The sequence below is a fragment of the Derxia lacustris genome (genome assembly GCF_002105195.1).
Taxonomy (GTDB): domain Bacteria; phylum Pseudomonadota; class Gammaproteobacteria; order Burkholderiales; family Burkholderiaceae_E; genus Derxia; species Derxia lacustris.
On record NZ_MUHU01000002.1, the window covers coordinates 421,173 to 445,523 of the forward strand.

The following is a 24,351-nucleotide window of genomic DNA, read 5'->3' on the forward strand; positions in this document are numbered from 1 at the left end:
TTTGCAGGAGTACCGCCATGTCCGCATCCGCCGCCACCGCGCGCGCCGAGCTACGCGTCGGCTTCGTGCTCGCGCCGAATTTCACGATGCTGGCGCTGTCGGCCTTCGTCGACACGCTGCGGCTGGCCGCCGACGAGGACGACTGGAGCCGGCCGATCCATTGCGACTGGCGCGTGCTCAGCGACGACACGCGGCCGGTGCGCGCCAGCTGCGGCCTCGACGTGACGCCGACCGCGCGCTTCGGCGATCCGCGCGATTTCGACTACATCGTGGTGGTCGGCGGCCTGCTCGACGGCAGCCGCATCAGCCGCGCGGCCGGCGAGTTTCTCAGGCGCGCGGCGGCGGCCGGCGTGCCGCTCGCGGGCGTGTGTACCGGCAGCTTCGCGCTCGCGGGCCTGGGTCTGCTCGACGACCGCCGCGTGTGCGTGAGCTGGTTCCATCACGACGATTTCGCCAGCCGGTTTCCCCAGCTCGCGGCCAGCTCGACCGAGCAGTTCATCGAGGACCGCGACCGCCTGACCTGCGCCGGCGGCACGAGCGTGATGCATCTGGCCGCGCATCTGGTGGCGCGCCATCGCGGCCGCGCGGCGGCGGCCAAGGCGCTGCGCATCATGCTGGAGGACCTGCCGCGTGCCGGCGACGCGCCCCAGCCGGCGCCGGTCGACGACCTCAGCTCGGACGACGCCCGGGTGCGCCGCGCGATGCTGCTGATCGAGCGCCATGCCGACGGGCACTTTCCACTCGACGAACTGGCGCGCGAGGTCGGCGTGAGCCCGCGCCATCTCGGGCGGCTGTTCCAGCATCAGATCGGGATGACGCCGACCGCCTATGCGATGCGGCTGCGACTGCGGCGCGCGCGCGAGCTGCTGGAAAAGACCCGTCAGCCGATCGTCGACATCGCGATGCAATGCGGCTTCGTGAGCAACTCGCACTTCTCTCGCGCAGCTTCCGCAACGTGTACGGCCATCCGCCGAGCGAGGCGCGTGCGGGGTGATCCGCGACTGGTGCAAGGGTTTGCGCGTCGCGGTACCGACGCCGCGCGCAAGCGAAAACGGCGCCTCGCGGGGCGCCGTTTCATTGCCGGCCCGCCGTCGCGCGGGCCGTGCGGCCAAGGTCAGAGACCGATCGCCTTCTTCACGCCAGCCGCAGCCTCCGGCTTGCCGTCAAACGTCGTCACGCCATCCAGCCACTTGTCGAGCAGCGCCGGATTGGCCTTGATGTAGTCCTTGGCCACCTTCACCGGATCCTTCTTGTCCATGATCGGCGCCATCAGGCGGTTCTCGATGTCGGTCGTGAAGTGCAGGTTGTTGACCAGCCTGGCCACGTTGGGGCAGCGCGTGGCGTAGTCGCTCGGCAGCGCGGTGTAGACCTTGGCCTCGCCGTAGTTGGGGCCGAAGCTGTCGTCGCCGCCGCTGAGATAGACCATCTTGTGCTGCACGTTCATCGGATGCGGTTCCCAGCCCAGGAACACGATGGCCTTCTTGGCCTTCTCGGCGCGGCCCAGTTCCACCAGCATGCCGGCCTCGCTCGACTCGACCAGCTTGAAGTCCTTCAGACCGTACTGGTTGGTCTTGATCATGTTGGCGATGATCTGGTTGCCGTCGTTGCCCGGCTCGATGCCGTAGATCTTGCCGCCCAGCTCGTCCTTGAACCTGGCGATGTCCTGGAAGCTCTTGAGGCCGGCAGCCGCAAGGTACTCGGGCACGGCCAGCGTGTACTTGGCGCCGACGAGGTTGGGCTCGTCGAGCACCTTGACCGAACCGTCCTTGACGAAGGGCTCGACGATCGGCGTCATCGACGGATTCCAGTAGCCGAGGAAGACGTCGATCTGCTTCTTCTTGAGGCCGGCGAAGGTGATCGGCACCGACGCGATCTGCTTGCTCGGCTGATAGCCGATGCCGTCGAGGATGGCCATCGCCACGCCGGTGGTGGCGGTGATGTCGGTCCAGCCGACATCGGCAAAGCGCACCTTGCGACAGGCGGCGGGATCGGCGGCAAAGGCCGAGCTGGCGGTGACGGCGGCCAGCGCTGCGGCTGACACGAGCTTGCTGATTCTCATTGGGGGCAACTCCTGAAGGTCTGCGGCGTGAAGGGGCACGCAGCAATCTTGGAGGCGCCACCGGTGCGCGATCAGCCGAAATGCGACCCGCGCTTGGCGTGGAACGTCGCGGGCCGCCGGGCTGCGCCGGACGGCCGGCATGCCGGGCCGCGAGCGCAAGCGCCACGAAAGCCGGCGCCGGTCAGACGTGGCGCGCCTGCAGGTTGCGCTTGCCCGAGGCGGCGGCGGCATGCGCCGGCAAGGCGGCCCGCTCGGCCAGACGCGGCGCGCGCGGCTTGGCTTCGGGCGCGGCGGGCTCGGCCGGCAGCTCGCCATCGAGCGCCAGATCGTCGCTGCCGGCAGCGAGCGCATGACCGGGCTGGGCCAGCGTCTCGCGCACGTCGTCGATCTTCTTGCGCCGGCGCTCGGTGCTCGGCGCATAGCCGAAGCGGCAGCGGTAGCACTTGCTGAAATGGCAGGTGGATTGAAAGCCGCAGGCCACCGTGATGTCGGTGACGGTCATGTCGGTTTGCAGCAGCAGCTCGCGCGCGCGGCGCAGCCGCAGGTTGAGGTAGTACTGCGTGGGCGTGACGCCCAGAAAGTGCTTGAACAGCCGCTGCAACTGGCGCTGCGACAGACCGGCCAGCCGCGCCACGTCCTCCAGCGACAGCGGCTCCTCGATGTTGGCCTCCATGAGCGCGGCCACCTCGACCAGCGATTTGCGGCTGTAGCCCACGCGCGCCACCATCGGCATGTGCTGCTGGTCGCGGCTGTCGCGCACCCGCTCCAGCACGAACTGCTCCGAGATCTGCGCGGCAATGGCGTCGCCGAAACGCGCGCCGATGAGGTGGATCATCAGGTCGAGCGGCGCGCTGCCGCCGGTGCAGGTGTAGCGGTCGGCATCGATGACGAACAGCTCGGTGGTGAAGCTCACGCGCGGGAATTCCTCCTGCAGCGCAGCGAGGTTTTCCCAGTGGATCGCGCAGCGGTGGCCGTTCATGAGGCCGGCGCGCACCAGCGCATAGGCGCCGGTACAGAGCGAGCCGAGCTTGACGCCGGCCGCGCCCAGGGTTTGCAGCAGAGAAAGATGCGCCGGCGTTACCGCTTCGCGTACATCGACGCCGCCGACGACGAAGGCCACGTCGGGCATGTCGCGCGGATCGAGCGGCGCGCAGGGCGACAGCGCGAGGCCGTTGCTGGCCGAGGCCGGCTGGCCGTCGGGCGTGATGATCGACCAGCGGTACAGAGTGCGCCGGCTCACGTAGTTGGCCATGCGCAGTGCCTCGATGGCGCTGCTGAACGCGATCATCGTGAAGCGCGGCAGCGTGACGAAGGCGACATGCACAGGCTTGCATGCACCAGCGTCGTCGGCCGCCGCACCGCCACGGCGCGGCTGCACCTCGGCCGGCGGGCGCGGACGGCCGTCGGAGGCGGACGAATGGAGACCATCTTCGGGCGCGACATTCTTGCTGGACATGCGGATTCCTCGTGGCATGACTGTCGACGCCGTGGCGGGCCTGCAAACCCGTGTGCGTCGGACTTGTAAGTCGAAAACAGGATGGTTCCGCTGGCAGCAAGAAGAGTGCCGGATAGCCGCATTCGGAACGGATTTCGCCGCAGATGGCGGCAGCAGGCTGCAAATGCAAAAAAGGCCGCACGCGTTTTGGCGTGCAGCCAGATGCCCCTCGCGGGACAGGAGAAAAGACCGCGTCGGGCCCGGGCTCAGCCGGCGGTGCGCGGCGCCTCGGGCGCGGCCACCGGTGCCGAGCCGCGACCGCTGCCGAACACCCGCTTCATGCGCTCGCCGACCGTGGCGCGCTTGCCGCCACCGCCGCCAAAGCTTTCGGTGATGCGGTCGAGGATGATCGCCAGCAGCACCACGCTCAGGCCGCTTTCGTAGCCGAGGCCGATGTCGAGCCGCTGGATGCTGGCGAGCACTTCATTGCCCAGGCCGCCGGCGCCGACCATCGACGCGATGATGACCATCGACAGCGCCATCATGATGGTCTGGTTCACGCCGGCCATGATCGACGGCAGCGCGTTGGGCAGCTGCACCTTGAAGAGCAGCTGGGTCGGCGTGCAGCCGAACGACAGCCCCGCTTCCACCAGCTCATGGTCGACCTGACGGATGCCGAGCGCGGTCAGGCGCACCGCCGGCGGCATCGCGAACACCACCGTCGACAGCACGCCCGGCACGATGCCCAGACCGAACAGCATCGCCGCCGGAATCAGGTAGACGAAGGCCGGCATGGTCTGCATGAAGTCGAGCACCGGGCGGATCACCATCGCCACATGCTTGCTCTTGGCCGAGGCGATGCCCACCGGCACGCCGAGCAGCAGGCTGATGACCGTCGCTGCAAGCGTTTGCGCCAGCGTCACCACGGTCTGTTCCCAGAGGCCCATGCCGTAGATCAGGAAGAAGCACGCGGCCGAGAAGCCGGCGAACAGCGCACCCACGCGCCACAGGCCGAGCACCGCGAACACGCCGGCCAGCAGCCAGACCGGCAGCCCGAGCATGCCGTCCTGCACCGCGACGGTGAAGGTCTCGATCACATGACCGGCCTGCTCGAACAGGCCGTCGTCATGGGCGAGGACGAACTGGGTCGCTTCGTTGACCCAGTCGCCGAGCGGAATGAAGGCATCAGCCATGGAGCGCCCCTCCCTTTGCCGCGAGCCGTCCGAGCACGGCGCGCTTGTTGATGGCGCCGCGATAGCGGCCGTCGTCGTCCACCACCGGCAGCGGACCGGCGCTGCGCATCAGTTGCGGAATGATCTGGTCGAGCCGGCAGCTGCCGCGCACCGGTTCCACATGCACCAGGCGGCGCGGCGCAATGCCGGCGCGCCAGCCGCGCAAGGTGGGCACGTCGAGCGCGCCGCTCACGCGACGGTCGCGGTCGAGCACGAAGCACCAGCCGCGCTCGTCCGAGAACAGTTCGGCGAGCAGGCCGTCGGCGTCGAAGTCGAGGCTGTCGTCCTGGCGCGTGAGCACCGGCACCGCGTCGGCCTGGAGCAGGTCGGCGGCGGTGAGGTAGCGCGAGGTATCGAAGCCGTCGAAGAAGGCGCGCACGTAGTCGTTGGCCGGGCTTTCGATGATCTGGCGCGGCTCGCCGAGCTGGATCAGCCGGCCGCCTTCCATGATCGCGATGCGGTTGCCGATGCGGAACGCCTCCTCGATGTCGTGCGACACGAAGACGATGGTGCGCTTGTGCACCGCCTGCAATTGCAGCAGCACGTCCTGCATCTCGCGGCGCTTGAGCGGGTCGAGCGCCGAGAAGGCCTCGTCCATGATCATCAGCGACGGGTTCACGGCCAGCGCCCGCGCCAGACCCACGCGCTGGCGCATGCCGCCCGACAGCTCATGCGGATGCTTGCGGGCGAAGGGCTTGAGGCCGACCTGCTCCAGCACTTCCATCGCGGCGCGCTCGCGCTCCTTGCGACCGACGCCGGCCACTTCCAGCCCGAAGGCCGCGTTGTCGAGCACGGTGCGGTTGGGCAGCAGCGCAAAGCTCTGGAACACCATGCTCATGTCGCGCCGGCGCAGGTCGCGCAGCTTGCCGGGCGCGAGGCCGACCACGTCCTGACCGTCGATCAGCACGCGGCCGTCGGTCGGTTCGACCAGCCGGTTGATGAGGCGGATGAGGGTCGACTTGCCCGAGCCCGACAGGCCCATCAGCACGAAGATTTCGCCTTCGCGCACGGTAAAGCTCACGTCGCAGACGCCGACCGTCACGCCGTGCTCGGCCATCAGCCTTTCCTTGCTCCAGCCGGCTTTCATGAGCGCCAGCCAGCGCTCGGGCTGCTCGCCGAAGATCTTGGTCAGACCCTCGACGACGATCTTGTCCTTCGCCATCATCGCGCCCCCCGGCGACATCGCGCGCCGCTGAATTTGTGGGTTGTTTTCACGCTTGAACTCCCGGTGATGGGACCGAACGATAAGCGGCGCCCCGATGGCGTTCCGGTCGCCAAACGACACGCGGTTGCCTGTGAACGACAGCCGCCCGTCGCTGTCGGGAAAGCGATTGTTCCGGTCGCTTCCATGCACGGTGACTTGCCGGGCCGCCTCGAATAATCCCCTTGCCGAAAGCCCGCCGGCGCGCTTGCGGGCCCTAGAAAACTCCGTTCTCCAGGGGAAGTCGTCGTGAACTCCAAGAAACAACTCGCCGCACTCGCCTTCGTTGCCGCTGGCGGCTGCCTTGCCGCTCATGCCGAGGAAGCGCCGGCCGAAGCGCCCGTCGCCGAGGCGCCCGCGCTCACCACCAACGTCACGCTCGCGTCGCAGTACGTGTCGCGCGGCTTTCGCCAGACCTGGGGCAAGCCGGCGCTGCAGGGCGGCATCGACTATGCGCTGGGCAACGGCTTCAGCATCGGCAGCTGGATGTCGAGCGTGAGCAACCGGTTCATCGAGGACGGGTCGGTCGAATGGGATCTGTACGGCGGCTGGACCGGCGCGCTCGACGACATCACCTACGGCGCGCAGCTCTACTACTACGTCTATCCGGGCGCCAAGCTCAAGTTCGCCGACGCCAGCTACAACTACGGCGAGTTCGTGCCGCAGGCGAGCTGGAAGTGGTTCAGCGCCAAGTACTGGCTGACCTACACCAAGGACTACTTCGGCTACAACAGCCGCTCGCTGCTCGCCGACGGCGACAAGCACAGCCGCTGGTCCGGCTACCTCGACCTCAACGCCACCGTCGACCTCGGCGAGGGCTTTGGCGCCACGGCCCACTTCGGCCAGCAGCGCGTCAGCAACTTCAAGGACGCGGGCTGGAAGGACGGCAAGATCGCCGTCACCAAGGCGCTCGACGGCGGCTGGCTGCTGAGCGCGGCGGTCACGCGCGGCTGGGGCAACAAGAGCGGCTACTACGACAAGTACACGACCGGCGCGACCAACTCGGCCGGCTTCGTCGAGACGTCGAATCCGATCAAGAGCACCTTCTTCGTCAGCGCCACGCGCACTTTCTGAACGGGACATCGACGTGCAGCGACTCCTCAACTACATCGGCGGCGGCTATCGCGCATCGGCCTCGGGCGAATGCTTCGAGAAGCTCAATCCGGCGACCGGCGCGCCGCTGTGCCAGGTTGAGCTGGCGCTGGAACCCGAGGTGGAAGCCGCCATCGCCGCTGCCCGCGAGGGGCAGCGCGAATGGGCGGCGCTCACCGGCGCCGAGCGCGGCCGCGTGCTGATGCGCGCGGTCGCCCTGCTGCGCGCGCGCAACGACGAACTGGCCCGGCTCGAAGTGCTCGACACCGGCAAGCCGCTGCAGGAAGCCATCGCGGTCGATGTGGCGAGCGGTGCCGACTGCCTCGAATACTTCGCCGGCATGGCCGCGACGCTGCACGGCGACCAGTACCCGCTGCGCAATGCCTTCGCCTACACGCGGCGCGAGCCGCTCGGCATCTGCGTGGGCATCGGCGCGTGGAACTATCCGATCCAGATCGCGCTGTGGAAGAGCGCGCCGGCGCTCGCCTGCGGCAACGCGATGATCTTCAAGCCGAGCGAACTCACGCCCAACACGGCGGCCAAGCTGGCAGAGATTTATTCCGAGGCCGGCGTGCCGGCCGGCGTGTTCCAGGTGTTGCAGGGCGACGGCCGCACTGGTCGCCTGCTCAGCGCGCACCCGGAGGTGGCCAAGATTTCCGTGACCGGCTCGGTGCCGACCGGCAAGCGCGTGATGGCCGCCGCCGCCGAGACGCTCAAGCGCGTGACGATGGAACTCGGCGGCAAGTCGGCGCTGGTGGTGTTCGACGATGCCGACATCGAGCAGGCCGTGACCGGCGCGCTGCTGGCCAACTTCTATACCCAGGGCGAGATCTGCACCAACGGCACACGCGTGTTCGTGCACGAGGCGGTGTACGACGCCTTCGTGGCGCGCGTGGTCGAGCGCGCCGGCAAGCTCAGGCTCGGCGATCCGCTCGACATGGGCACGCAGGTCGGCGCGCTGATCTCGCGCGCGCATGCCGACAAGGTGCTCGGCTACATCGCCAGCGGCAAGGCCGAGGGCGCGCGCTGCGTACTCGGCGGCAGCGCGCCGGCCGATGCGGCGCTCGCCGCCGGCAACTACGTGCTGCCCACAGTCTTCGCCGACTGCACCGACGACATGACCATCGTGCGCGAGGAAATCTTCGGCCCGGTGATGTCGGTGCTCAGGTTCACCGACGAGGACGAGGTGGTGGCGCGCGCCAACGGCACCCGCTTCGGTCTCGCGGCCGGCGTGTTCACGCGCGATCTGGCGCGCGGCCATCGCATGGCCGGCCGGCTGGAAGCCGGCGTGTGCTGGATCAACAACTACAACATCACGCCGATCGAGATGCCTTTCGGCGGCATGAAGGAATCGGGCATCGGCTCGGAAAACAGCCATGCCGCCATCGAGCACTACACGCGGCTCAAGAGCGTGTACGTGGAGCTGGGCGCGATCGCCGATCCCTACGCCTGACCAGACCAATAACAAGTACGCCCGCTGCCTCTTTTCGCGCCTGCCTTCGACGGCGCCACCGCCATGACCCAAGAAGCCTTTGACTACATCATCGTCGGCGCCGGCTCGGCCGGCTGCGTGCTCGCCAACCGGCTGACGGAAGACGCCGACGTGCGCGTGCTGGTGCTCGAAGCCGGCCCGGGCGACGCCAGCATCTTCATCCACATGCCGTCGGCGTTTGCCTACCCGCTCGCCAACGACAAGTACAACTGGTTCTACGACACCGAGCCCGAACCCGGCATGAACAACCGCCGGCTGCACTGCCCGCGCGGCCGGGTCATCGGCGGCTCGTCGTCGATCAACGGCATGGTCTACATCCGCGGCCATGCCTTCGACTACGACGGCTGGGCCAAGGACCCGGCGCTGGCCGACTGGTCCTATGCCAACGTGCTGCCCTACTTCCGCAAGAGCGAGACGCGCGAGAAGGGTGGCGACGCCTATCGCGGCGACAGCGGCCCGCTCCGTGTGACCACCGGCGCCTGCACCAATCCGCTCTACACCGCCTTCATCGAGGCGGGCCGGCAGGCGGGTTACCCGGTCACGCCCGACATGAACGGCCAGCAGCAGGAAGGCCTCGGCGTGATGGACATGACGGTCTACAAGGGCCGGCGCCAGAGCGCGGCCGTGGCCTATCTCAAGCCGGCGATGAAGCGGCCCAACCTCGTGGTGCGCTCGCGCTGCCTGGTCACGCGCGTGCTGTTCGACCATGACGGTCGCGGCAAGCGCGCCATCGGCATCGAGTACGCCCACGGCGGCCGGCGCCATGCGGTGACGGCGAAGCGCGAAGTGATCCTGAGCGGCGGCGCGATCAACTCGCCGCAGGTGCTGATGCTGTCGGGCATCGGCCCGGCCGATGCGCTGCGCAAGCTCGGCATCCAGGTAGTCCACGACGCGCCGGGCGTGGGCCAGAACCTGCAGGACCACATGGAGTGCTATGTGCAGGTGGCCTGCAAGCAGCCGATCACGCTGTACAGCGCGCAAAGCCTGCTCGCCAAGGCGAAGATCGGCGCGCAATGGCTGCTCGACGGCTCGGGCCTGGGCGGCACCAATCACTTCGAGAGCGGCGGCTTCATCCGCAGCGAGCCGGGCGTGCTGCATCCCGACCTGCAATACCACTTCCTGCCGATGGCGATCAGCTACGACGGCAGCGCCAGCGCCACCGAGCACGGCTATCAGGCCCACATCGGCCCGATGCGCCCGACCAGTCGCGGCAGCATCACGCTCAAGTCGGCCGACCCGAAGATGCATCCGCGCATCATCTTCAACTACATGACGACCGAGCAGGACCGGCGCGAGATCCGCAACGGCATCAAGCTCACGCGCGAGATCTTCGCGCAGGCTGCGTTCGCGCCCTTCCGTGGGCCGGAGCTGGCGCCGGGCCCGGGCAGGACCAGCGACGCCGACATCGACGCCTTCGTGCGCGAGAAGGCCGAGAGCGCCTATCACCCGTCGTGCAGCTGCAAGATGGGCAGCGACGACATGGCGGTGGTCGACGGTCAGGGCCGGGTGCACGGCGTGCAGGGCCTGCGCGTGGTCGATGCGTCGATCATGCCGGCGGTGGTCAGCGGCAATCTCAACGTGCCGACGATCATGATGGCCGAGAAGCTGGCCGACGCGATCCGTGGCCGCAAGGCGCTGCCGGCGTCGAACGCGCCGGTCTGGGTCAATCCCGACTGGCAGACCGCGCAGCGCTGAGGCTTCTCCCTGCGGCGGCATGGGGCGGGCGCGGTGCCGTCATGCGCATGCGCTACCCTGCCCTGCCTTCAACGCTGCGCGGAGACCGCCATGCAACTTCTCACCCCGGCAGGCGATCAGGCCATCGCCGACCTCGCGCGGCGCTACGGCGTCAGCACCGATGCGGTCCGTACCCTGCTCGACGCCGTCTCGGCCGGCAACGGCGGCATGGCCCAGTTCTATCACTCCGAACTGGGCGGCAACGGCCAGTGGATGCGCGGCGGCATGACCATGGTCGGCGACATGTTCAACAGCGGCCTGCAATCGACCGTGAGCGGGCTGTGCTCGGAACTGTCCTCGCTGCTGGCCTCGACGCAGGTGTACGCACCGCTGCCGCAGGGCTCGTCGAACAACGGCGGCTTCATGAGCATGAACAGCGGCAACAACTGGTGGCCGGCCGATCTGGGCAGCCCGAGTTCGAGCGGCGGCCAGAACGATGCGCGCTATGCGGTGTTCCCGGGCACGCGCCGGCTGGCGGTGTCGCGCAACGGGCAGGTCACGGTCTACGACACGCTCGACCACAACATCGGCGGCGTGCAGCAGCAACAGGGCGGCTGGCCGGGCTCGGTCACGTTCAACAGCCAGTACGGCAGCTTTGGCGTGGACAGCCTGCCGATCGTCGGCGGCCTGCCCGACAGTTCGGCGGCACCGGCCACCAGCCAGCCGCAATCGCCGCCGCCGGCGCAAGCGTGGAATGCCGAGCCGGCGCCGGCCTGGAACGCGCCCGCGCCGGCCTGGCAGGCACCGGCACCCGCCTGGGCGCCGCCCCCGGCGACCGACAACGGCGCCCAGACCGACATCCTGGCGACCATCGAGCGCATGGCCGAGCTGCATCGCAAGGGCATCCTGTCCGACGCGGAATTCGCGGCCAAGAAGTCGGAGCTGCTGTCGCGGCTGTGATCGCGGCGCAATGACGCCGCGCCGCGCCGGTCAGCGCGCGGTCGCGCTGGCGATGCGGGCCGCCAGCGGTGCCGCCACCGGCACCGGACCGATGTCGATCGGCGCGATCGCCGGCAGCAGCAGCGCCTCGGCCGCCAGCGGCACCGCGCCAAGCGGCGCCGGCGGCAGTCCGGCCTGCTTGCGCGCCCACATGCCTTCGTAGAGCGCCTCCAGGTCGCGGGTGTACTTGGCCACGTTGAACAGCGGCGCGGTCGGCCCGGCCGCGACCAGCCGGGCGCGGGTCTCGATCAGCCGTGCCGGATCGGTGGCCAGCGCCAGCGCCAGCTCGAAATAGTCGTCGAGGTTGTCGGTGATGAGCTCGCCGAGGCCCACGGCATTGAGCAGGCTGCCGGCCACGCGCGACGCAAACGTGGCGCCGGCGCAGGTGACCAGCGGCACGCCGGCGCCGAGCGCATCGCTGGCGGTGGTGTGGGCGTTGTAGGGCGCGGTGTCGAGCACGATGTCGGCCAGCGCCAGCCGCGCCAGATGTTCGGGCTGCGGGCAGTCGGGCGCGAATACCAGCCGGTCGGCGGCGATGCCGAGGCCGAAGGCCGCATTGCGCAGATTGGCCTCGGCGGCCGGATCGGCGAGCAGCCACAGCACGCTGTCGTCGACCATCAGCAGCAGCTGGCACCAGACCGAGAACACTGCCGGCGTGATCTTGTAGGCCTGGTTGAAGCAGCAGAACACCACGCCGCTGGCCGGCAGCCCGGCCTGGGCGCGGGTCGGCGCGGCGTCGGGCGTGCGGTAGCGCGCATGCGGCTGGTAGCTGTGCGGCAGATAGGCCAGCGCCTCGCTGTAGTCGGCGGCGCTGCCGTCGGGCGTGAGGAAGGCGTCGGTGATGAGGTAATCGCAGCAGGCCAGCCCCAGCGTGCCCGGATAGCCGAGGAAATTCACCTGCACCGGCGCCGCGCCGAGCAGCAGGATCGCGGTGCGCGTGGCATGGGTGTAGCCCTTGAGATCGACCAGGATGTCGATGCCGTCGGCATGGATGCGCGTCGCGGCGGCGGCATCGTCGAGCGCGCTGATGTCGGTGAAATGCTCGACCGCGCGGGCCACGCGCTGGCGCATCGCGCCGTCCACGCTGTCGGCGCCGTAGCTGTAGGCAAACAGTTCGAAGCGGCCGCGGTCGTGCGCTTCGAGCGATTCGATCAGCAGCAGCGCGGTGGCGTGCTGCTGGAAGTCGGCCGACAGATAGCCGATGCGCAGCCGGGGCCGGTCGGCCAGATCGTGCGCAAAGCGCAGGCTGTCGCGCAGCGGCTGGGCGTCGGCCACGCGCTGATGCATCCACAGTTCGGCGCCCCGGCGCTGCTCGGCGGCGCTGATGCCCTCCATCGACAGCAGCAGGAAGGGCGGGATCTGGCGCAGATCGCCGGCCACGAGGCTGGCGCGGGCATGGTCGAGGCTGGCGCCAAGTTCGGTCCAGTCGCACATGCGCTGGTTGCGGTCGTGCTGCTTCATTGCGGGGCGGCCTTCATGCTGGGTGCATCGAAAGGCTTGCGGCCGCGTTTGTACGAAGCTCGACAGACCTGGGGACTGGGCCGGGGGCACGCAATATCCCTGCCTTGCGCGGGTGTATGTTTGCGCACTTCCCCCGCCCTGCCCGTACCGCGCCATGCCCACGCTCTTCCTCGACCATCTCACGCTGCACGACGGCCGCTCGCGCCGCGCCTGGCTGCATGAAGTGCAGCCCCAGCTCCTCGAACACCTGCGCTACTGGCTGGCCGACGCGCTCGAACGCCAGCATTCGCGCATCCCGTGGTCGCGGCCCATCTGCGACATCGTGGTGCGCGATCACGGCGAGGGCTGGCTCTACGCCAGCATCGCCAACGAGGAAGAGATTCCGATCGCCACGCTGGCGGTAGCCGGCAATCCGCAGGAAGCGGGCCGGCTGTGGGCGGCGCTGCATTCCTCCGCCAAGGTCGAGCTGAAGAGCGACCCGGCCGCGATGCCCGCCGGCGCCTGGCTGGCGGTGCGACGCGAACCCGGCATGCGCTACGTGCCCGACACCGAGTTCTGGTTGCCCGACTTCGCGCGCTGCCTGGCCTTTGCCTATCTCAACCAGCGCCCGGCGGCCGAGGAAGACGAAGCGGCCTGAGCGACGGAACGCGGCACGGCGATCAGAAAGCCGTCGCCGCCCCGATCGACAGTCCCGCGTGCGCAAACGCCGCCGGCGCCTTGGCGTCGTCGGTGAAATCGACGATGTCCCAGGCGGTCTCATCAGCCAGCAGCGCGCGCAGCAGCTGGTTGTTGATCGCATGACCCGACTTGTTGGCCGAATAGGCCGCGAGCAGCGGCTTGCCCAGCACGTACAGGTCGCCGATGGCGTCGAGCAACTTGTGCTTCACGAACTCGTCGTCATAGCGCAGGCCGTCCTGGTTGAGCACGCGGTACTCGTCCATGACGATCACGTTGTCCATCGTGCCGCCCTGACCCAGGCCGGCGGCGCGCAGCGCCTCCACATCGCCCATGAAGCCGAAGGTGCGGGCGCGCGCGATTTCCTTCACATAGCTCGTGCTGTCGAAATCGATCTCGGCGAACTGCCCGGTCGAGTCGATGGCCGGATGGTTGAAGTCGATCGCGAAGCTCATCTTGAAGCCGTGGAAGGGGCTGAGCCGCGCCCACTTGTCGCCCTCGTGCACCTCGATCGGCTTGGTCACGCGCACGAAGCGCTTGGCCGCCGGCTGCTCCTCGATGCCCGCCTGCTGGAGCAGAAAGACGAAGGTGCTGGCGCTGCCGTCCATGATCGGAATCTCGGGCGCGCTCACGTCGATGACCGCGTTGTCGATGCCCAGGCCCGCCAGCGCCGACATCAGATGCTCGACCGTGGCGATCTTCACGCCGTCGCGGTCGAGCGTCGTGGCCATGCGCGTGTCCTTGACCGACAGCGGATCGGCCGGCAAGTCCACCGGCGGATCGAGGTCGACGCGGCGGAACAGGATGCCGGTATTGGGCGCCGCCGGCCGCAGCACGATCTCGACCTTGCGGCCCGAATGCAGGCCGACGCCGGTGGTGCGGACGATTTGCTTGAGCGTGCGCTGCTTGAGCATGGGGGACATCGCCAGTGACGGCGCCAGGGACATTGGGTGGCGCCGATTCTAGCGCCGAAGCTTTTGCCAATCGTTTGCTGGGAAACAATAGTCAACAAAAAGCTGCGCGCGATTCCATCGCGTGCAAATCGTTTTTTGCCATGCGAATTGCGATTGCGTCCGGTGCTGGCCGGCAAGGCTTCGACACCGTCGTGCGGCAAGTCCGTGCGCGGCACGCGACGCCTGTCACGCGCCGCGCACGGACCCGTCGGCCGGGTCGGAGGGGACGCATCCTCCGGCCCGGCCAACGCGACATCAGTCGGCCTGCTTGCGCAGGAAAGCCGGGATGTCGAGCCGATCCATGCCGTTCTCTTCCAGCGCCGAGACGCGCGCGGCGGCCGAGCGCGGATCGCGCCAGATCGACGGCGAGTCGTAGTTGCTGTAGTCGGCGCCACGGCCGGCCGGGACGGCGCCGCTCGCGCCCGCCATCGCCGCGACCGCGAGGTTGTCGGTGCCGGTGCGCAGCTGACGCTCGTTGTGCACGACCATCACCGGCTTGGCGACCGCCGCCGCGCGGCCGAGGCCGGTGGCGACCACGGTCACGCGCATCGCGTCGCCGAGGTTGTCGTCCCACACCGTGCCGAAGATGATTTCCGCATCCTTGGCCGCGAAGTTGCGCACCGTGTTCACGGCTTCGGAGGTTTCACGCAGCTTGAGCGTGCCCTTGGAAGCGGTGATGTTGACCAGCACGCCCGAGGCGCCCGACAGGTCCACGCCTTCGAGCAGCGGGCTCGCGACGGCCTGTTCGGCGGCCACGCGCGCGCGGTCGGTGCCGCTCGCCTGACCGATGCCCATCATCGCCTTGCCCTGCTCGCGCATGACCGTCTTCACGTCCTCGAAGTCGACGTTGACCAGGCCCGGCACGGTGATGATCTCGGCGATGCCCGAGACCGCGTTGTGCAGCACGTCGTCGGCGGTGCGGAAGGCCGATTCCATGGTGGCGTCGTCGCCGAGCACCTCTTGCAGCTTCTCGTTGAGCACGACGATCAGCGAATCGACATTCGCGGCCAGCTCCTCGAGGCCGGCTTCGGCGGTGCGCAGGCGCTTGTTGCCCTCGAACTCGAAGGGCTTGGTGACCACGGCCACCGTGAGGATGCCCATGTCCTTGGCCACGGCCGCCACCACCGGCGCGGCGCCGGTGCCGGTGCCGCCGCCCATGCCGGCGGTGATGAACACCATGTTCGCGCCCTGAAGCTGCTCGCGGATGCGCTCGCGCGCTTCCTCGGCGGCCATGCGGCCGGCTTCGGGCTTGGCGCCGGCACCGAGGCCGGTCTTGCCGAGCTGGATGGTGCTGGCATCGAGGATGCGCGCCAGTGCCTGCGCATCGGTATTGGCGGCGAGGAAATCCACGCCCTGCACATTGCGCGAAATCATGTGCGAGACGGCATTGCCGCCCGCACCGCCCACGCCGATCACCTTGATGACGGTACCGAGCTGTTCGGCCGGCGCATCGATCATTTCAAAACCCATTTGCGTCCTCCTGGTTGCTTGCTGCACTGCTGAACTATCGACTTCACCTAGCTGCAAAGGCGGTTGCCGGCCCGAAGGCTCAGAACCACTTCGCCGAATTGGCAAACCACTCGCGCATCGCGCCGAGCGTCTGCTTGAAACTGCCGGTCTGGGACCGCACCACGCGACCCCGTTCGTTCTGAAGTTTGGCCTCGGCGAGCAGGCCCATGACGGTCGAATAGCGCGCGCTCTTCACCACGTCGGCCAGACCGCCCTTGTAGTCGGGCAAGCCCAACCGTACCGGCTTGAGAAAGATGTCCTCGGCCAGCTCGACCACGCCGGGCAGCTGCGACGAGCCCCCCGTCAGCACGATGCCCGAGCCGATCACCTCCTCGTAGCCCGAGGCGCGCACCACCTGCTGAACGAGCGCAAACAGCTCTTCGACGCGCGGCTCGATCACCGCCGCCAGCGCCTGCTTGCTGAGCGTGCGCGGACCGCGATCGCCGAGGCCCGGCACCTCGATCTGCGCATGCGGATCGGCCAGCGCCTGCTTGGCCACGCCATGCTGGAGCTTGATTTCCTCGGCATCGGCGCTCGGCGTGCGCAGCGCCATCGCCACGTCGTTGGTGATCTGGTCGCCGGCGATGGGAATCACCGCCGTGTGCCGGATGGAACCGTTGGTGAAGATCGCGATGTCGGTCGTGCCGCCGCCGATGTCGACCAGCACCACGCCCAGATCCTTCTCGTCCGGCGTGAGCACGGAAAGGCTGGACGCAAGCGGTTGCAACATCACCTCCACCACCTCCAGCCCGCAGCGCCGCACGCACTTGACGATGTTCTGCGCCGCGCTGACCGCGCCGGTGACGATGTGCACCCGCACCTCCAGCCGCACGCCGCTCATGCCGAGCGGCTCGCGCACGTCTTCCTGGCCGTCGACGATGAATTCCTGCGGCAGCACATGCAGGATCTGCTGGTCGGTCGGGATGTTGACCGCCTTGGCGGTCTCCATCACGCGCGCCACGTCGGCCGGCGTCACTTCCTTGTCCTTGACCGCGACCATGCCGCTGGAGCTGAAGCTGCGGATGTGGCTGCCGGCGATGCCCGTGTACACATGGGTGATCTTGCAATCGGCCATCAGCTCGGCTTCTTCGAGCGCGCGCTGGATCGACTCGACGGTGGCGTCGATGTTGACCACCACGCCCTTCTTCATGCCCTTCGAGTCGGCCTGTCCCATGCCGACCACCTCGAAGCGGCCGTCGGGCAGCAGTTCGGCCACGACCGCCACCACTTTCGAGGTGCCGATGTCGAGGCCGACGATGAGGTCCTTGTTGTCTCTGGCCATGGTGTCCTGTGGGTCAGCGCCTGGCGCCGACCGCTTTCGTATTCGTGTTCGTGTCGTTGAACTTGAGCCCCGGCACCTTGAGGGCGAAGCCGTTCGTGTAGCGCAGGTCGACCCGCTCCGGCAGCGCGCCCCAATAGGCCCGCACCCGGTCGAAGGCCGCGACGAAGCGCGCCGCGCGCTGCGCCAGTGTCTGTTCGCCATCCTCGCGGCCGAGGTCGAGCGTCATCGGCTTGCTGCCGTCGGGAGCATTGTCCGGCAGCAGCTCGACGCTCCACGCATAGCGTGCCGACAGCTTGATGCCGGTCACCCGCATGCCGAGCCGGTCGAACCAGTCGCGCGCCTCGGCCAGCCGCGCCACCACCTGACGCTCGCTGCCGTCGGGGCCGTCGAGCTGCGGCAGATCGTCGTATTCCTCCAGCTCGCCCTCGTTGACGACGAACAGCTCGCCGCTAGCATCCACGCCGCGCCCGTCGCCCCAGACGCCGATCGGCCGATGCTCTTCGAGCTCGACCACCAGCCGGCTCGGCCACTGGCGCGAGACCGCCGCGCGCCTGACCCAGGGCACGGCCTCGAAGGCCTCGCGCGCCGCCGCCAGATCGATGGTGAAGAAGTTGCCCGCCAGCTGCGGCAGCGCCACCGCGCGCAGCAGCACCGGATCGACATGGCGCAGCGGCTCGCGCGTGGCCGGCCGTACGGTGATGCCTTGCAGATCGAAGGCGCGATGGCGCACGCCCCAGACCGCGAGCGTGCCGAGCGCGAGCAGCACCACCAGCGCCAGGCAGGCACCGGCGGCGTAGTTGAGCGCGCGGACGTCGTTCCACATGGCGTCAGCCGTCCCGCCGCTTGCCCAGGCCGCCCTTGAGCGCGGCGCCGGCCACCAGTTCGAGCACCAGCTGCTCGTAGCCGATGCCGGCCGCGCGCGCCGCCATCGGCACCAGCGAGTGGTCGGTCATGCCGGGCGAGGTGTTGATTTCGAGCAGCGTGGGTTCGCCCCAGGCGCCGTCGCTGCCGGGCAGCATGAAGTCGGCGCGGCCCCAGCCGGCGCAGCCCAGCGCCTCGAACGACGCCACCGCCAGCTCGCGCACGCGCTGCTCGACGGCGTCGGGCAGGCCGGCCGGGCAGAGGTAGCGCGTGTCGTTGGTCAGGTACTTGTTGTTGTAGTCGTAGTTGCCCTCGGGCGCGACGATGCGGATCGCCGGCAGCGCCACTGCCCGCCCGGCGCGCTCGATGACGGCGCAGGTGAGTTCGGCGCCGTCGATGAATTCCTCGGCCAGCACGATGTCGTCGTAGCGCGCCGCCAGCTCGAAGGCTTCGGTCATCTCGCTGTAGCCGCGCACCTTGCTCACGCCGATGGTCGAGCCCTCGTGCGGCGGCTTGACGAACAGCGGCAGGCCGAGCGAATCGGGCACGCGGATCAGGTTGTCGCCGCGCTTGAGCACCGCGTACTTGGGCGTGGGCAGGCCGTGGGTCTGCCAGATGCGCTTGGTGAAGATCTTGTCCATCGCCACCGCCGAGGCCATGACGCCGCTGCCCGTGTACGGCAGGCCGATCAGCTCCAGAAAGCCCTGGATCGTGCCGTCCTCGCCGCCCCGGCCATGCAGCGCGATGAAGGCGCGCGCAAAGCCGCCGGCCGCAAGCTCGGCGAGCGGCTGGGTGCCGGTATCGAACAGCGTGGCGTCGGCGCCCGAGCGCAGCAGCGCCGCATGCACCATCGAGCCCGACTTGATCGACACCTCGCGTTCGGCCGACGTGCCGCCGTACAGCACCACCACCTTGCCTAGCGAGGCCGCATCGACATGCAGCGGGCCGTTGACCTGATTGCGCGTCGTGCTCATGCCGCCAGCTCCTGTGCGAGTTGCCCCGCAATGGCGCCGATGCTGCCGGCGCCCATCGTCATCACCACGTCGCCGGCACGCGCGGTCGCACGGATCTGCGCCGTCATCTCGGCAATGCTTTCGACGAATACCGGCTCGACCTTGCCGGCCACGCGCACCGCGCGTGCCAGCGCCCGGCCGTCGGCCGCCACGATGGGCTGCTCGCCGGCGGCATAGACCTCGGCCAGCAGCACCGCGTCGGCGCCGGACAGCACCTTCACGAAGTCTTCGAAGCAGTCGCGGGTGCGCGTGAAGCGGTGCGGCTGGAAGGCCAGCACGATGCGGCGATCCGGGAAGGCGCCGCGCGCCGCGGCCAAGGTGGCCTGCATCTCGACCGGGTGATGGCCGTAATCGTCGATGAGCGTGAAGGTGCCGCCGCCCTGCGCCGGCAGCTCGCCATAGCGCTGGAAGCGCCGGCCCACGCCCTTGAACTCGGCCAGCGCGCGCTGCACCGCCTCGTCCGGAATGCCCAGCTCGTCGGCGATGGCGATGGCCGCCAGCGCATTGAGCACGTTGTGCCGGCCCGGCAGATTGAGCGTGACCGGCAGCGGCGGCGGCGTGTGGCCGTTGGCCGGGCGCAGCGCCGTGAAGTGCATGCGGCCGTCCTCGGCGCGCACGTCCACCGCGCGGAATTGCGCCTCGGCGCAGAAGCCGTAGCTCAGCACCGGCTTGCTCAGGAAGGGCAGGATCTCGCGCACGTTGGGGTCGTCGATGCACAGCACCGCCGAGCCGTAGAACGGCAGCCGCTGAAGGAAGTCGACGAAGGCCTTCTTGAGTTGCGAGAAGTCGTGGCCGTAGGTCTCCATGTGGTCGGCGTCGATGTTGGTGACGACCGCCATCACCGGCAGCAGATTGAGGAAGGACGCGTCCGACTCGTCGGCCTCGACCACGATCCATTCGCCGGTGCCGAGCCGCGCATTGGCGCCGGCGCTGTTGAGCCGGCCGCCGATGACAAAGGTCGGGTCCATGCCGCCGGCGGCGAGCACGCTCGCGGCAAGACTCGTGGTGGTGGTCTTGCCGTGGGTGCCAGCGATGGCGATGCCGCGCTTGAGGCGCATCAGCTCGGCCAGCATCAGCGCGCGCGGCACGATGGGAATGCGACTGGCGCGCGCGGCGATGACCTCGGGGTTGTCGCCCTTGACCGCGGTGGAGGTGACGATGGCCTGCGCGCCCTCGATGTTGCCGGCGGCGTGGCCCACATGCACGGTCGCGCCGAGCGAGCGCAGCCGCTGCACGGTCGCGCTCGCCGCGAGGTCCGAGCCACTGATCGTGTAGCCGAGATTGAGCAGCACCTCGGCGATGCCGCTCATGCCCGAGCCGCCGATGCCGACGAAATGGATGTGCTGGATGCGGTGCTTCATTTCCTGAACTGTTCCTGGTTCGCGCTGCGGCCGACGTCGGCGCGCGCGTTGATGTTGTGCCCGGTCATGCCGCCACCTCTTCGATGAGGTCGGCCACGGCCCTGGCGGCGTCGGCCTTGGCCAGCGTGCGCGCCTGCGTCGCCATCGCGGCCAGCCGCTCGCGCGTGAGGCCGCCGATCAGCTCGGCCAGCGCCGCCGCCGTCAGCCCGGCCTGCGGCAGATGGATGCCGGCGCCGGCGCGCTCGATCAGCTCGGCGTTGTGCTGCTGATGGCTGGTGGTGCTGACCTTGAGCGGCACCAGCACCGAGGCCACGCCGCCGGCGCACAGCTCCGACACGGTGATGGCGCCGGCGCGGCACAGCACCACATCGGCCTCGGCATAGCGCCGCGCCATGTCGTCGATGAAGGGCAGCACCTCGGCGGCGATGCCGTGGCGCGCATAGGCGGCGCGCACCGAGTCGGCCTCGATGCGTCCGGTCTGATGCGCGATCGCCGGGCGTTGCGCCGCCGGCAGCAGCGCCAGCGCCTCGGGCAGGGTTTGGTTGAGCACGCGCGCGCCAAGGCTGCCGCCGACCACCAGCAGACGCAGCGCGCCGCTGCGTGCGGCATAGCGTTGTTCGGGCGCCGGCAGCGCGGCGATCTCGGCGCGCACCGGATTGCCGGTCCAGCGCTCGCTCGCGGCGGCGGTGCGACCGGTGGCCGGAAAGCCGGTCGCCAGCCGCGTGACGAAGGGCGCGAGCAATTTCGCCGACAGCAGCAGCGCCGCATCGGCATTGAGCAGCACCAGCGGCCGGCGCCCGAGCCGCGCCATCAGCCCGACCGGCACGCAGACATAGCCGCCGGTGCCGAACACCACCCGGGCGCGACGCTGGCGCAGCAGCTTCAGGCTCGCCGCCATCGCGCCGATGAAGCGCAGCCCGCCCTCGATCATGTGGCGCGGGCCCTTGCCGCGCATGCCGGTGAAGGCGATGCGGTCGAGCGCGATGCCGCGCGCCGGCACCAGCTCGTTCTCCATGCCGGTGGTCGTGCCGATCCAGCTCACGGTCCAGCCGCGCGCGCGCATTTCATCGGCCACGGCCAGACCGGGCATCACATGGCCGCCGGTACCGGCCGCCACCACCACCAGATGACGCGGGCCGCTCATATGCGCTGCCCCCGCATCATCCGGCGGGTTTCCCAGTCGATGCGCAGCACCATGGCCAGCGCGACGAGGTTGACCAGAATCCCGGAGCCGCCATAGCTCATCAGCGGCAGCGTCAGACCCTTGGTCGGCAGCAGGCCCAGGTTCACGCCCATGTTGATGAAGGTCTGGGCGCCGAACCACACGCCCACGCCCTGCGCCACCAGCCCCTGAAAGGTGCGGTCGAGCGCAATGGCCTGACGGCCGATGTCGAAGCAGCGGCGCAGGATCAGATAGAACAGCCCGATCACCAGCGCCACGCCCAGAAAGCCCAGCTCCTCGCCGACCACCGCGAGCAGAAAGTCGGTATGCGCCTCGGGCAGGTAGTGCAGCTTCTGCACGCTGGCGCCCAGGCCCACGCCGGCCCATTCGCCGCGACCGAAGGCGATCAGCGCCTGCGTAAGCTGATAGGCCTTGCCGAGCGCGTTCTTCTCGCTCCACGGATCCCAGAACGCCAGGATGCGGGCCGCGCGATAGGGCGACAGCTCGACCAGCCCGATGAAGCCGACCACCAGCGCACCCAGCAGCGCGATGAACAGCATGCCGTTGAGTCCGCCGATGAACAGGATGCCGAAGGCGATCGCCACGATGACGATGAAGGCGCCCATGTCGGGCTCGAGCTGGAGCAGCAGGCCGACCAGCATCATCACCGCCGCCATCGGCGCGAAGCCCTTGCTGAGCTTGTGCATCCACTCCTGCTTGCGCACCGTGTAGTCGGCCGCGTAGAGCACGCAGAACAGCTTCATCAGCTCGGACGGCTGCATGTTCATCACGCCGAGCGGAATCCAGCGCCGCGCGCCGAGCACGCCCTTGCCCACGCCCGGGATCAGCACAAGCACCAGCAGCACCAGCCCGCCGATGAACAGCAGCGGCGCATTGCGCTGCCACGCGGCGCTCGGAATCTGGAAGCAGAACGCCGCCGCGAAGCTGGCCACGACGATGGCGCCGATGTGGCGCACGACAAAGAAGGTCGGCGTGAGATTGCCGTAGCGGTTGGAATCGGGCAGCGCGATGGTCGCCGAATAGACCATCACCGTGCCGAGCAGCAGCAGGGTGACGGTGGCCAGCACCAGCCAGTGATCGTGGGTCGCCATGCCGCGCACATGGGTCGGCGCGCCGCCCACCGGGCCAACGCCGGCAGCGCCGAAGGCGAGGTTGTCGCCGGCCGGCACGCGCGCGCGACGCGGGCTGCGCGTGCCGCTGTTGGGCGCGGCCTTGCCGAGCCCGAGCTTGTCGAGCAGGCGGCTCAGCATGGCTCACCCCGGTCGAGCGCGATGTCGGTGAGCGTGGCCGCGAACACTTCGGCGCGATGCGCGTAGTTGCGGAACATGTCGAGGCTGGCGCAGGCCGGCGACAGCAGCACCGCGTCGCCGGGTTGGGCGAGTTCGGCGGCGCGCGCGGTGGCGGCTTCCAGGCTGTCGAAGCGCTCGATCGGCGCATCGATGCCGGCGAGCGCATCGGCGATGCGCGCGGCGTCGCGGCCGATGAGCAGCACCGCGCGGGCCCAGCGGCCGACCGGCGCGCGCAGCGGCGCGAAATCCTGGCCCTTGCCGTCGCCGCCCGCGATGAGCACGACGCGACGCTTGAGCCCGTCGAGCGCGGCCACGGTGGCGCCGACATTGGTGCCCTTGCTGTCGTCGATCCAGTCCACGCCGCCGAGCGAGCGCAGCGTCTCGACGCGATGCGGCAGGCCGGCGAATTCGCGCAGGCCGTGCAGCGCCTGCGCCATCGGGATGCCGGCGGCGCGCACCAGCGCCAGCGCGGCCAGCACGTTGGCGAGGTTGTGGTCGCCGGTCAGCGGCACGGCGTCGGCCGGCATCAGGCGTTGCACGCGCACCGGCACTTCGCGGTTGCGGCCACGGCCGGTGGCTTCGTCTTCGAGGCCGTCGGCATTGGCGAGCCAGCGCAGGCCGCCGTCGTCGAGCAGGCCGAAGTCGCCGGGCGCGACCGGCGCGTCGAGGCCGAAGCTGACGTGCGGGAAGTAGACCGGCTCGATGGGCTTGGGCGCGCGGCGCGGCCGGCCGGGGGCGGCGGCTTCAGGCGGCGTGACGGTCTCGGCCGACTCGGCCATGTCGGCCACCGGCGCCGGGAAGGCCAGCGCCAGCGCGGCCGCATCGCCGCGCGCCAGCGCCACCGTCGGGCCGTCGGCGCGGTTGGCTATGCGCAGCCCGGCGTGGGCATAGATGCGCCCCTTCGCCTCGGCGTACTGCGCCATCGACGGATGCCAGTCGAGATGGTCCTCGGTGATGTTGAGCACCACCGCCGCGTCGGGCGCGAGCGAATGCGTGGCCTGCAACTGGAAGCTCGACAGCTCCAGCACCCAGACCTCGGGCAGCGCGTCGGCGGCGAGCGCGTCGGCCAGCGCATCGAGCGCGGCCGGCGAGATGTTGCCGGCCTTGATGACCGAACGCCCCGCGTGCTCGCACAGATGCGCGGCCAGCGTGGTGACCGTGGTCTTGCCGTTGGTGCCGGTGATGGCGAGCAGCCTGGGCGCGTAACCGCGCGCGGTCCTGAGCGCCGCCAGCGCCTCGGCGAAGAACTCGATCTCGCTCCACACCGCGATGCCGCGCTCGCGCGCCGCCGCCATCAGCCCGGCGACCGGCGCGTGGAACGGCGACAGGCCCGGCGAGATGCCGACCACATCGATGCCGTCGAGCAGGGCCGCGTCGAGCGTGGCCGCGCCGGTCAGGATTTCAGCGTCGGGCGCGATTTCGCGCGCCCGCTCGGCCAGCGCCGGATTGGCGCGCGTGTCCACCAGCCGCAGCGCCGCGCCCTGGGCGACGCACCAACGCGCCAGCGCCAGCCCCGATTCCCCGAGGCCCAGCACCAGCACGCGCGGCGGCGTGGCAAAGCTTGCGAACAGGCTCATGCG

General features: G+C 69.4%; 20 protein-coding genes. 6 read left to right on the plus strand and 14 right to left on the minus strand.

The window, feature by feature from the left end:
- Positions 1–17 precede the first annotated feature (17 nt).
- Positions 18–1,223, plus strand: coding sequence for a GlxA family transcriptional regulator (locus B9P64_RS03655; RefSeq protein ID WP_085314851.1), 1,206 nt, complete (start codon positions 18–20; stop codon positions 1,221–1,223).
- On the opposite strand, the gene B9P64_RS03660 is transcribed toward B9P64_RS03655, so the two are convergent.
- The 4 genes from B9P64_RS03660 to B9P64_RS03675 all read right to left on the minus strand — a co-directional run bounded on the left by B9P64_RS03660 (position 1,115) and on the right by B9P64_RS03675 (position 5,888).
- Positions 1,115–2,059, minus strand: a complete 945-nt coding sequence (locus tag B9P64_RS03660; RefSeq protein WP_085314852.1) for a choline ABC transporter substrate-binding protein — start codon at positions 2,057–2,059, stop codon at positions 1,115–1,117. The genes B9P64_RS03655 and B9P64_RS03660 overlap by 109 nt on opposite strands.
- A gap of 181 nt (positions 2,060–2,240) precedes the next feature.
- Positions 2,241–3,515, minus strand: a complete 1,275-nt coding sequence (locus tag B9P64_RS03665; protein ID WP_085314853.1) for a GlxA family transcriptional regulator — start codon at positions 3,513–3,515, stop codon at positions 2,241–2,243.
- Between the two features lie 245 nt (positions 3,516–3,760).
- Complete coding sequence (locus B9P64_RS03670; protein WP_085314854.1) at positions 3,761–4,687, minus strand: ABC transporter permease; 927 nt, start codon at positions 4,685–4,687, stop codon at positions 3,761–3,763.
- Positions 4,680–5,888, minus strand: a complete 1,209-nt coding sequence (locus tag B9P64_RS03675; RefSeq protein ID WP_085315090.1) for a quaternary amine ABC transporter ATP-binding protein — start codon at positions 5,886–5,888, stop codon at positions 4,680–4,682. Before B9P64_RS03675 ends, B9P64_RS03670 begins: the two co-directional genes overlap by 8 nt.
- A 288-nt stretch (positions 5,889–6,176) precedes the next feature.
- Here B9P64_RS03675 and B9P64_RS03680 point away from each other — a divergent pair, with 288 nt between their 5' ends.
- The 4 genes from B9P64_RS03680 to B9P64_RS03695 all read left to right on the plus strand — a co-directional run bounded on the left by B9P64_RS03680 (position 6,177) and on the right by B9P64_RS03695 (position 11,145).
- Positions 6,177–7,001: a TorF family putative porin gene (locus B9P64_RS03680; RefSeq protein WP_085314855.1), complete on the plus strand. Its 825-nt coding sequence runs from the start codon at positions 6,177–6,179 to the stop codon at positions 6,999–7,001.
- Positions 7,002–7,008: 7 nt separating this feature from the next.
- Positions 7,009–8,472: a betaine-aldehyde dehydrogenase gene (betB, locus tag B9P64_RS03685; protein ID WP_176256723.1), complete on the plus strand. Its 1,464-nt coding sequence runs from the start codon at positions 7,009–7,011 to the stop codon at positions 8,470–8,472.
- A 63-nt stretch (positions 8,473–8,535) separates the two neighbouring features.
- Positions 8,536–10,206, plus strand: a complete 1,671-nt coding sequence (betA, locus tag B9P64_RS03690; RefSeq protein WP_085314857.1) for a choline dehydrogenase — start codon at positions 8,536–8,538, stop codon at positions 10,204–10,206.
- 90 nt (positions 10,207–10,296) lie between these two features.
- Positions 10,297–11,145 carry an SHOCT domain-containing protein gene (locus B9P64_RS03695; RefSeq protein ID WP_085314858.1) on the plus strand — a complete coding sequence of 283 codons (849 nt, stop codon included), beginning with the start codon at positions 10,297–10,299 and terminating at the stop codon, positions 11,143–11,145.
- A 30-nt stretch (positions 11,146–11,175) separates the two neighbouring features.
- Here the strand turns inward: B9P64_RS03695 and B9P64_RS03700 are convergent, their stop codons facing one another.
- Entirely contained in the window at positions 11,176–12,645 is a 1,470-nt protein-coding gene (locus tag B9P64_RS03700; RefSeq protein WP_085314859.1) for an O-linked N-acetylglucosamine transferase, SPINDLY family protein, read from the minus strand.
- 154 nt (positions 12,646–12,799) lie between these two features.
- Here B9P64_RS03700 and B9P64_RS03705 point away from each other — a divergent pair, with 154 nt between their 5' ends.
- A complete protein-coding gene (locus tag B9P64_RS03705) occupies positions 12,800–13,282 on the plus strand; it encodes a hypothetical protein (RefSeq protein WP_085314860.1) in 483 nt (160 codons plus the stop codon).
- A gap of 22 nt (positions 13,283–13,304) precedes the next feature.
- On the opposite strand, the gene lpxC is transcribed toward B9P64_RS03705, so the two are convergent.
- The 9 genes from lpxC to B9P64_RS03750 all read right to left on the minus strand — a co-directional run bounded on the left by lpxC (position 13,305) and on the right by B9P64_RS03750 (position 24,348).
- Positions 13,305–14,234: a UDP-3-O-acyl-N-acetylglucosamine deacetylase gene (lpxC, locus tag B9P64_RS03710; RefSeq protein ID WP_085314861.1), complete on the minus strand. Its 930-nt coding sequence runs from the start codon at positions 14,232–14,234 to the stop codon at positions 13,305–13,307.
- Positions 14,235–14,528: 294 nt separating this feature from the next.
- Complete coding sequence (gene ftsZ, locus B9P64_RS03715) at positions 14,529–15,743, minus strand: cell division protein FtsZ (RefSeq protein WP_085314862.1); 1,215 nt, start codon at positions 15,741–15,743, stop codon at positions 14,529–14,531.
- A gap of 79 nt (positions 15,744–15,822) precedes the next feature.
- Positions 15,823–17,064, minus strand: a complete 1,242-nt coding sequence (gene ftsA / locus B9P64_RS03720; protein ID WP_085314863.1) for a cell division protein FtsA — start codon at positions 17,062–17,064, stop codon at positions 15,823–15,825.
- Between the two features lie 13 nt (positions 17,065–17,077).
- Positions 17,078–17,887: a cell division protein FtsQ/DivIB gene (locus B9P64_RS03725; protein WP_085314864.1), complete on the minus strand. Its 810-nt coding sequence runs from the start codon at positions 17,885–17,887 to the stop codon at positions 17,078–17,080.
- Positions 17,888–17,891: 4 nt separating this feature from the next.
- Positions 17,892–18,899, minus strand: a complete 1,008-nt coding sequence (locus B9P64_RS03730; protein ID WP_085314865.1) for a D-alanine--D-alanine ligase — start codon at positions 18,897–18,899, stop codon at positions 17,892–17,894.
- Positions 18,896–20,299 (minus strand): UDP-N-acetylmuramate--L-alanine ligase, encoded by a 1,404-nt coding sequence (gene murC / locus B9P64_RS03735; RefSeq protein WP_085314866.1) that lies wholly within the window; start codon positions 20,297–20,299, stop codon positions 18,896–18,898. The genes B9P64_RS03730 and murC overlap by 4 nt, the downstream gene beginning before the upstream one ends.
- A 64-nt stretch (positions 20,300–20,363) precedes the next feature.
- Positions 20,364–21,443 (minus strand): undecaprenyldiphospho-muramoylpentapeptide beta-N-acetylglucosaminyltransferase, encoded by a 1,080-nt coding sequence (murG, locus tag B9P64_RS03740; RefSeq protein WP_085314867.1) that lies wholly within the window; start codon positions 21,441–21,443, stop codon positions 20,364–20,366.
- A complete protein-coding gene (gene ftsW / locus B9P64_RS03745; RefSeq protein WP_085314868.1) occupies positions 21,440–22,732 on the minus strand; it encodes a putative lipid II flippase FtsW in 1,293 nt (430 codons plus the stop codon). The genes murG and ftsW overlap by 4 nt, the downstream gene beginning before the upstream one ends.
- A complete protein-coding gene (locus tag B9P64_RS03750; RefSeq protein ID WP_085314869.1) occupies positions 22,726–24,348 on the minus strand; it encodes a Mur ligase family protein in 1,623 nt (540 codons plus the stop codon). Before B9P64_RS03750 ends, ftsW begins: the two co-directional genes overlap by 7 nt.
- Between the last annotated feature and the right edge of the window lie 3 nt (positions 24,349–24,351).

Bases quoted from the DNA above. Each gene is read 5' to 3' on its own strand.
- B9P64_RS03660 (WP_085314852.1), bottom strand. From the start codon at position 2,059: ATGAGAATCAGCAAGCTCGTGTCAGCCGCAGCGCTGGCCGCCGTCACC.
- ftsA (WP_085314863.1), bottom strand. From the start codon at position 17,064: ATGGCCAGAGACAACAAGGACCTCATCGTCGGCCTCGACATCGGCACC.
- B9P64_RS03655 (WP_085314851.1), top strand. From the start codon at position 18: ATGTCCGCATCCGCCGCCACCGCGCGCGCCGAGCTACGCGTCGGCTTC.
- B9P64_RS03675 (WP_085315090.1), bottom strand. From the start codon at position 5,888: ATGGCGAAGGACAAGATCGTCGTCGAGGGTCTGACCAAGATCTTCGGC.
- ftsW (WP_085314868.1), bottom strand. From the start codon at position 22,732: ATGCTGAGCCGCCTGCTCGACAAGCTCGGGCTCGGCAAGGCCGCGCCC.
- B9P64_RS03730 (WP_085314865.1), bottom strand. From the start codon at position 18,899: ATGAGCACGACGCGCAATCAGGTCAACGGCCCGCTGCATGTCGATGCG.
- lpxC (WP_085314861.1), bottom strand. From the start codon at position 14,234: ATGCTCAAGCAGCGCACGCTCAAGCAAATCGTCCGCACCACCGGCGTC.
- B9P64_RS03725 (WP_085314864.1), bottom strand. From the start codon at position 17,887: ATGTGGAACGACGTCCGCGCGCTCAACTACGCCGCCGGTGCCTGCCTG.
- B9P64_RS03670 (WP_085314854.1), bottom strand. From the start codon at position 4,687: ATGGCTGATGCCTTCATTCCGCTCGGCGACTGGGTCAACGAAGCGACC.
- B9P64_RS03705 (WP_085314860.1), top strand. From the start codon at position 12,800: ATGCCCACGCTCTTCCTCGACCATCTCACGCTGCACGACGGCCGCTCG.
- B9P64_RS03700 (WP_085314859.1), bottom strand. From the start codon at position 12,645: ATGAAGCAGCACGACCGCAACCAGCGCATGTGCGACTGGACCGAACTT.
- betA (WP_085314857.1), top strand. From the start codon at position 8,536: ATGACCCAAGAAGCCTTTGACTACATCATCGTCGGCGCCGGCTCGGCC.
- ftsZ (WP_085314862.1), bottom strand. From the start codon at position 15,743: ATGGGTTTTGAAATGATCGATGCGCCGGCCGAACAGCTCGGTACCGTC.
- B9P64_RS03665 (WP_085314853.1), bottom strand. From the start codon at position 3,515: ATGTCCAGCAAGAATGTCGCGCCCGAAGATGGTCTCCATTCGTCCGCC.
- murC (WP_085314866.1), bottom strand. From the start codon at position 20,299: ATGAAGCACCGCATCCAGCACATCCATTTCGTCGGCATCGGCGGCTCG.
- B9P64_RS03695 (WP_085314858.1), top strand. From the start codon at position 10,297: ATGCAACTTCTCACCCCGGCAGGCGATCAGGCCATCGCCGACCTCGCG.
- murG (WP_085314867.1), bottom strand. From the start codon at position 21,443: ATGAGCGGCCCGCGTCATCTGGTGGTGGTGGCGGCCGGTACCGGCGGC.
- B9P64_RS03750 (WP_085314869.1), bottom strand. From the start codon at position 24,348: ATGAGCCTGTTCGCAAGCTTTGCCACGCCGCCGCGCGTGCTGGTGCTG.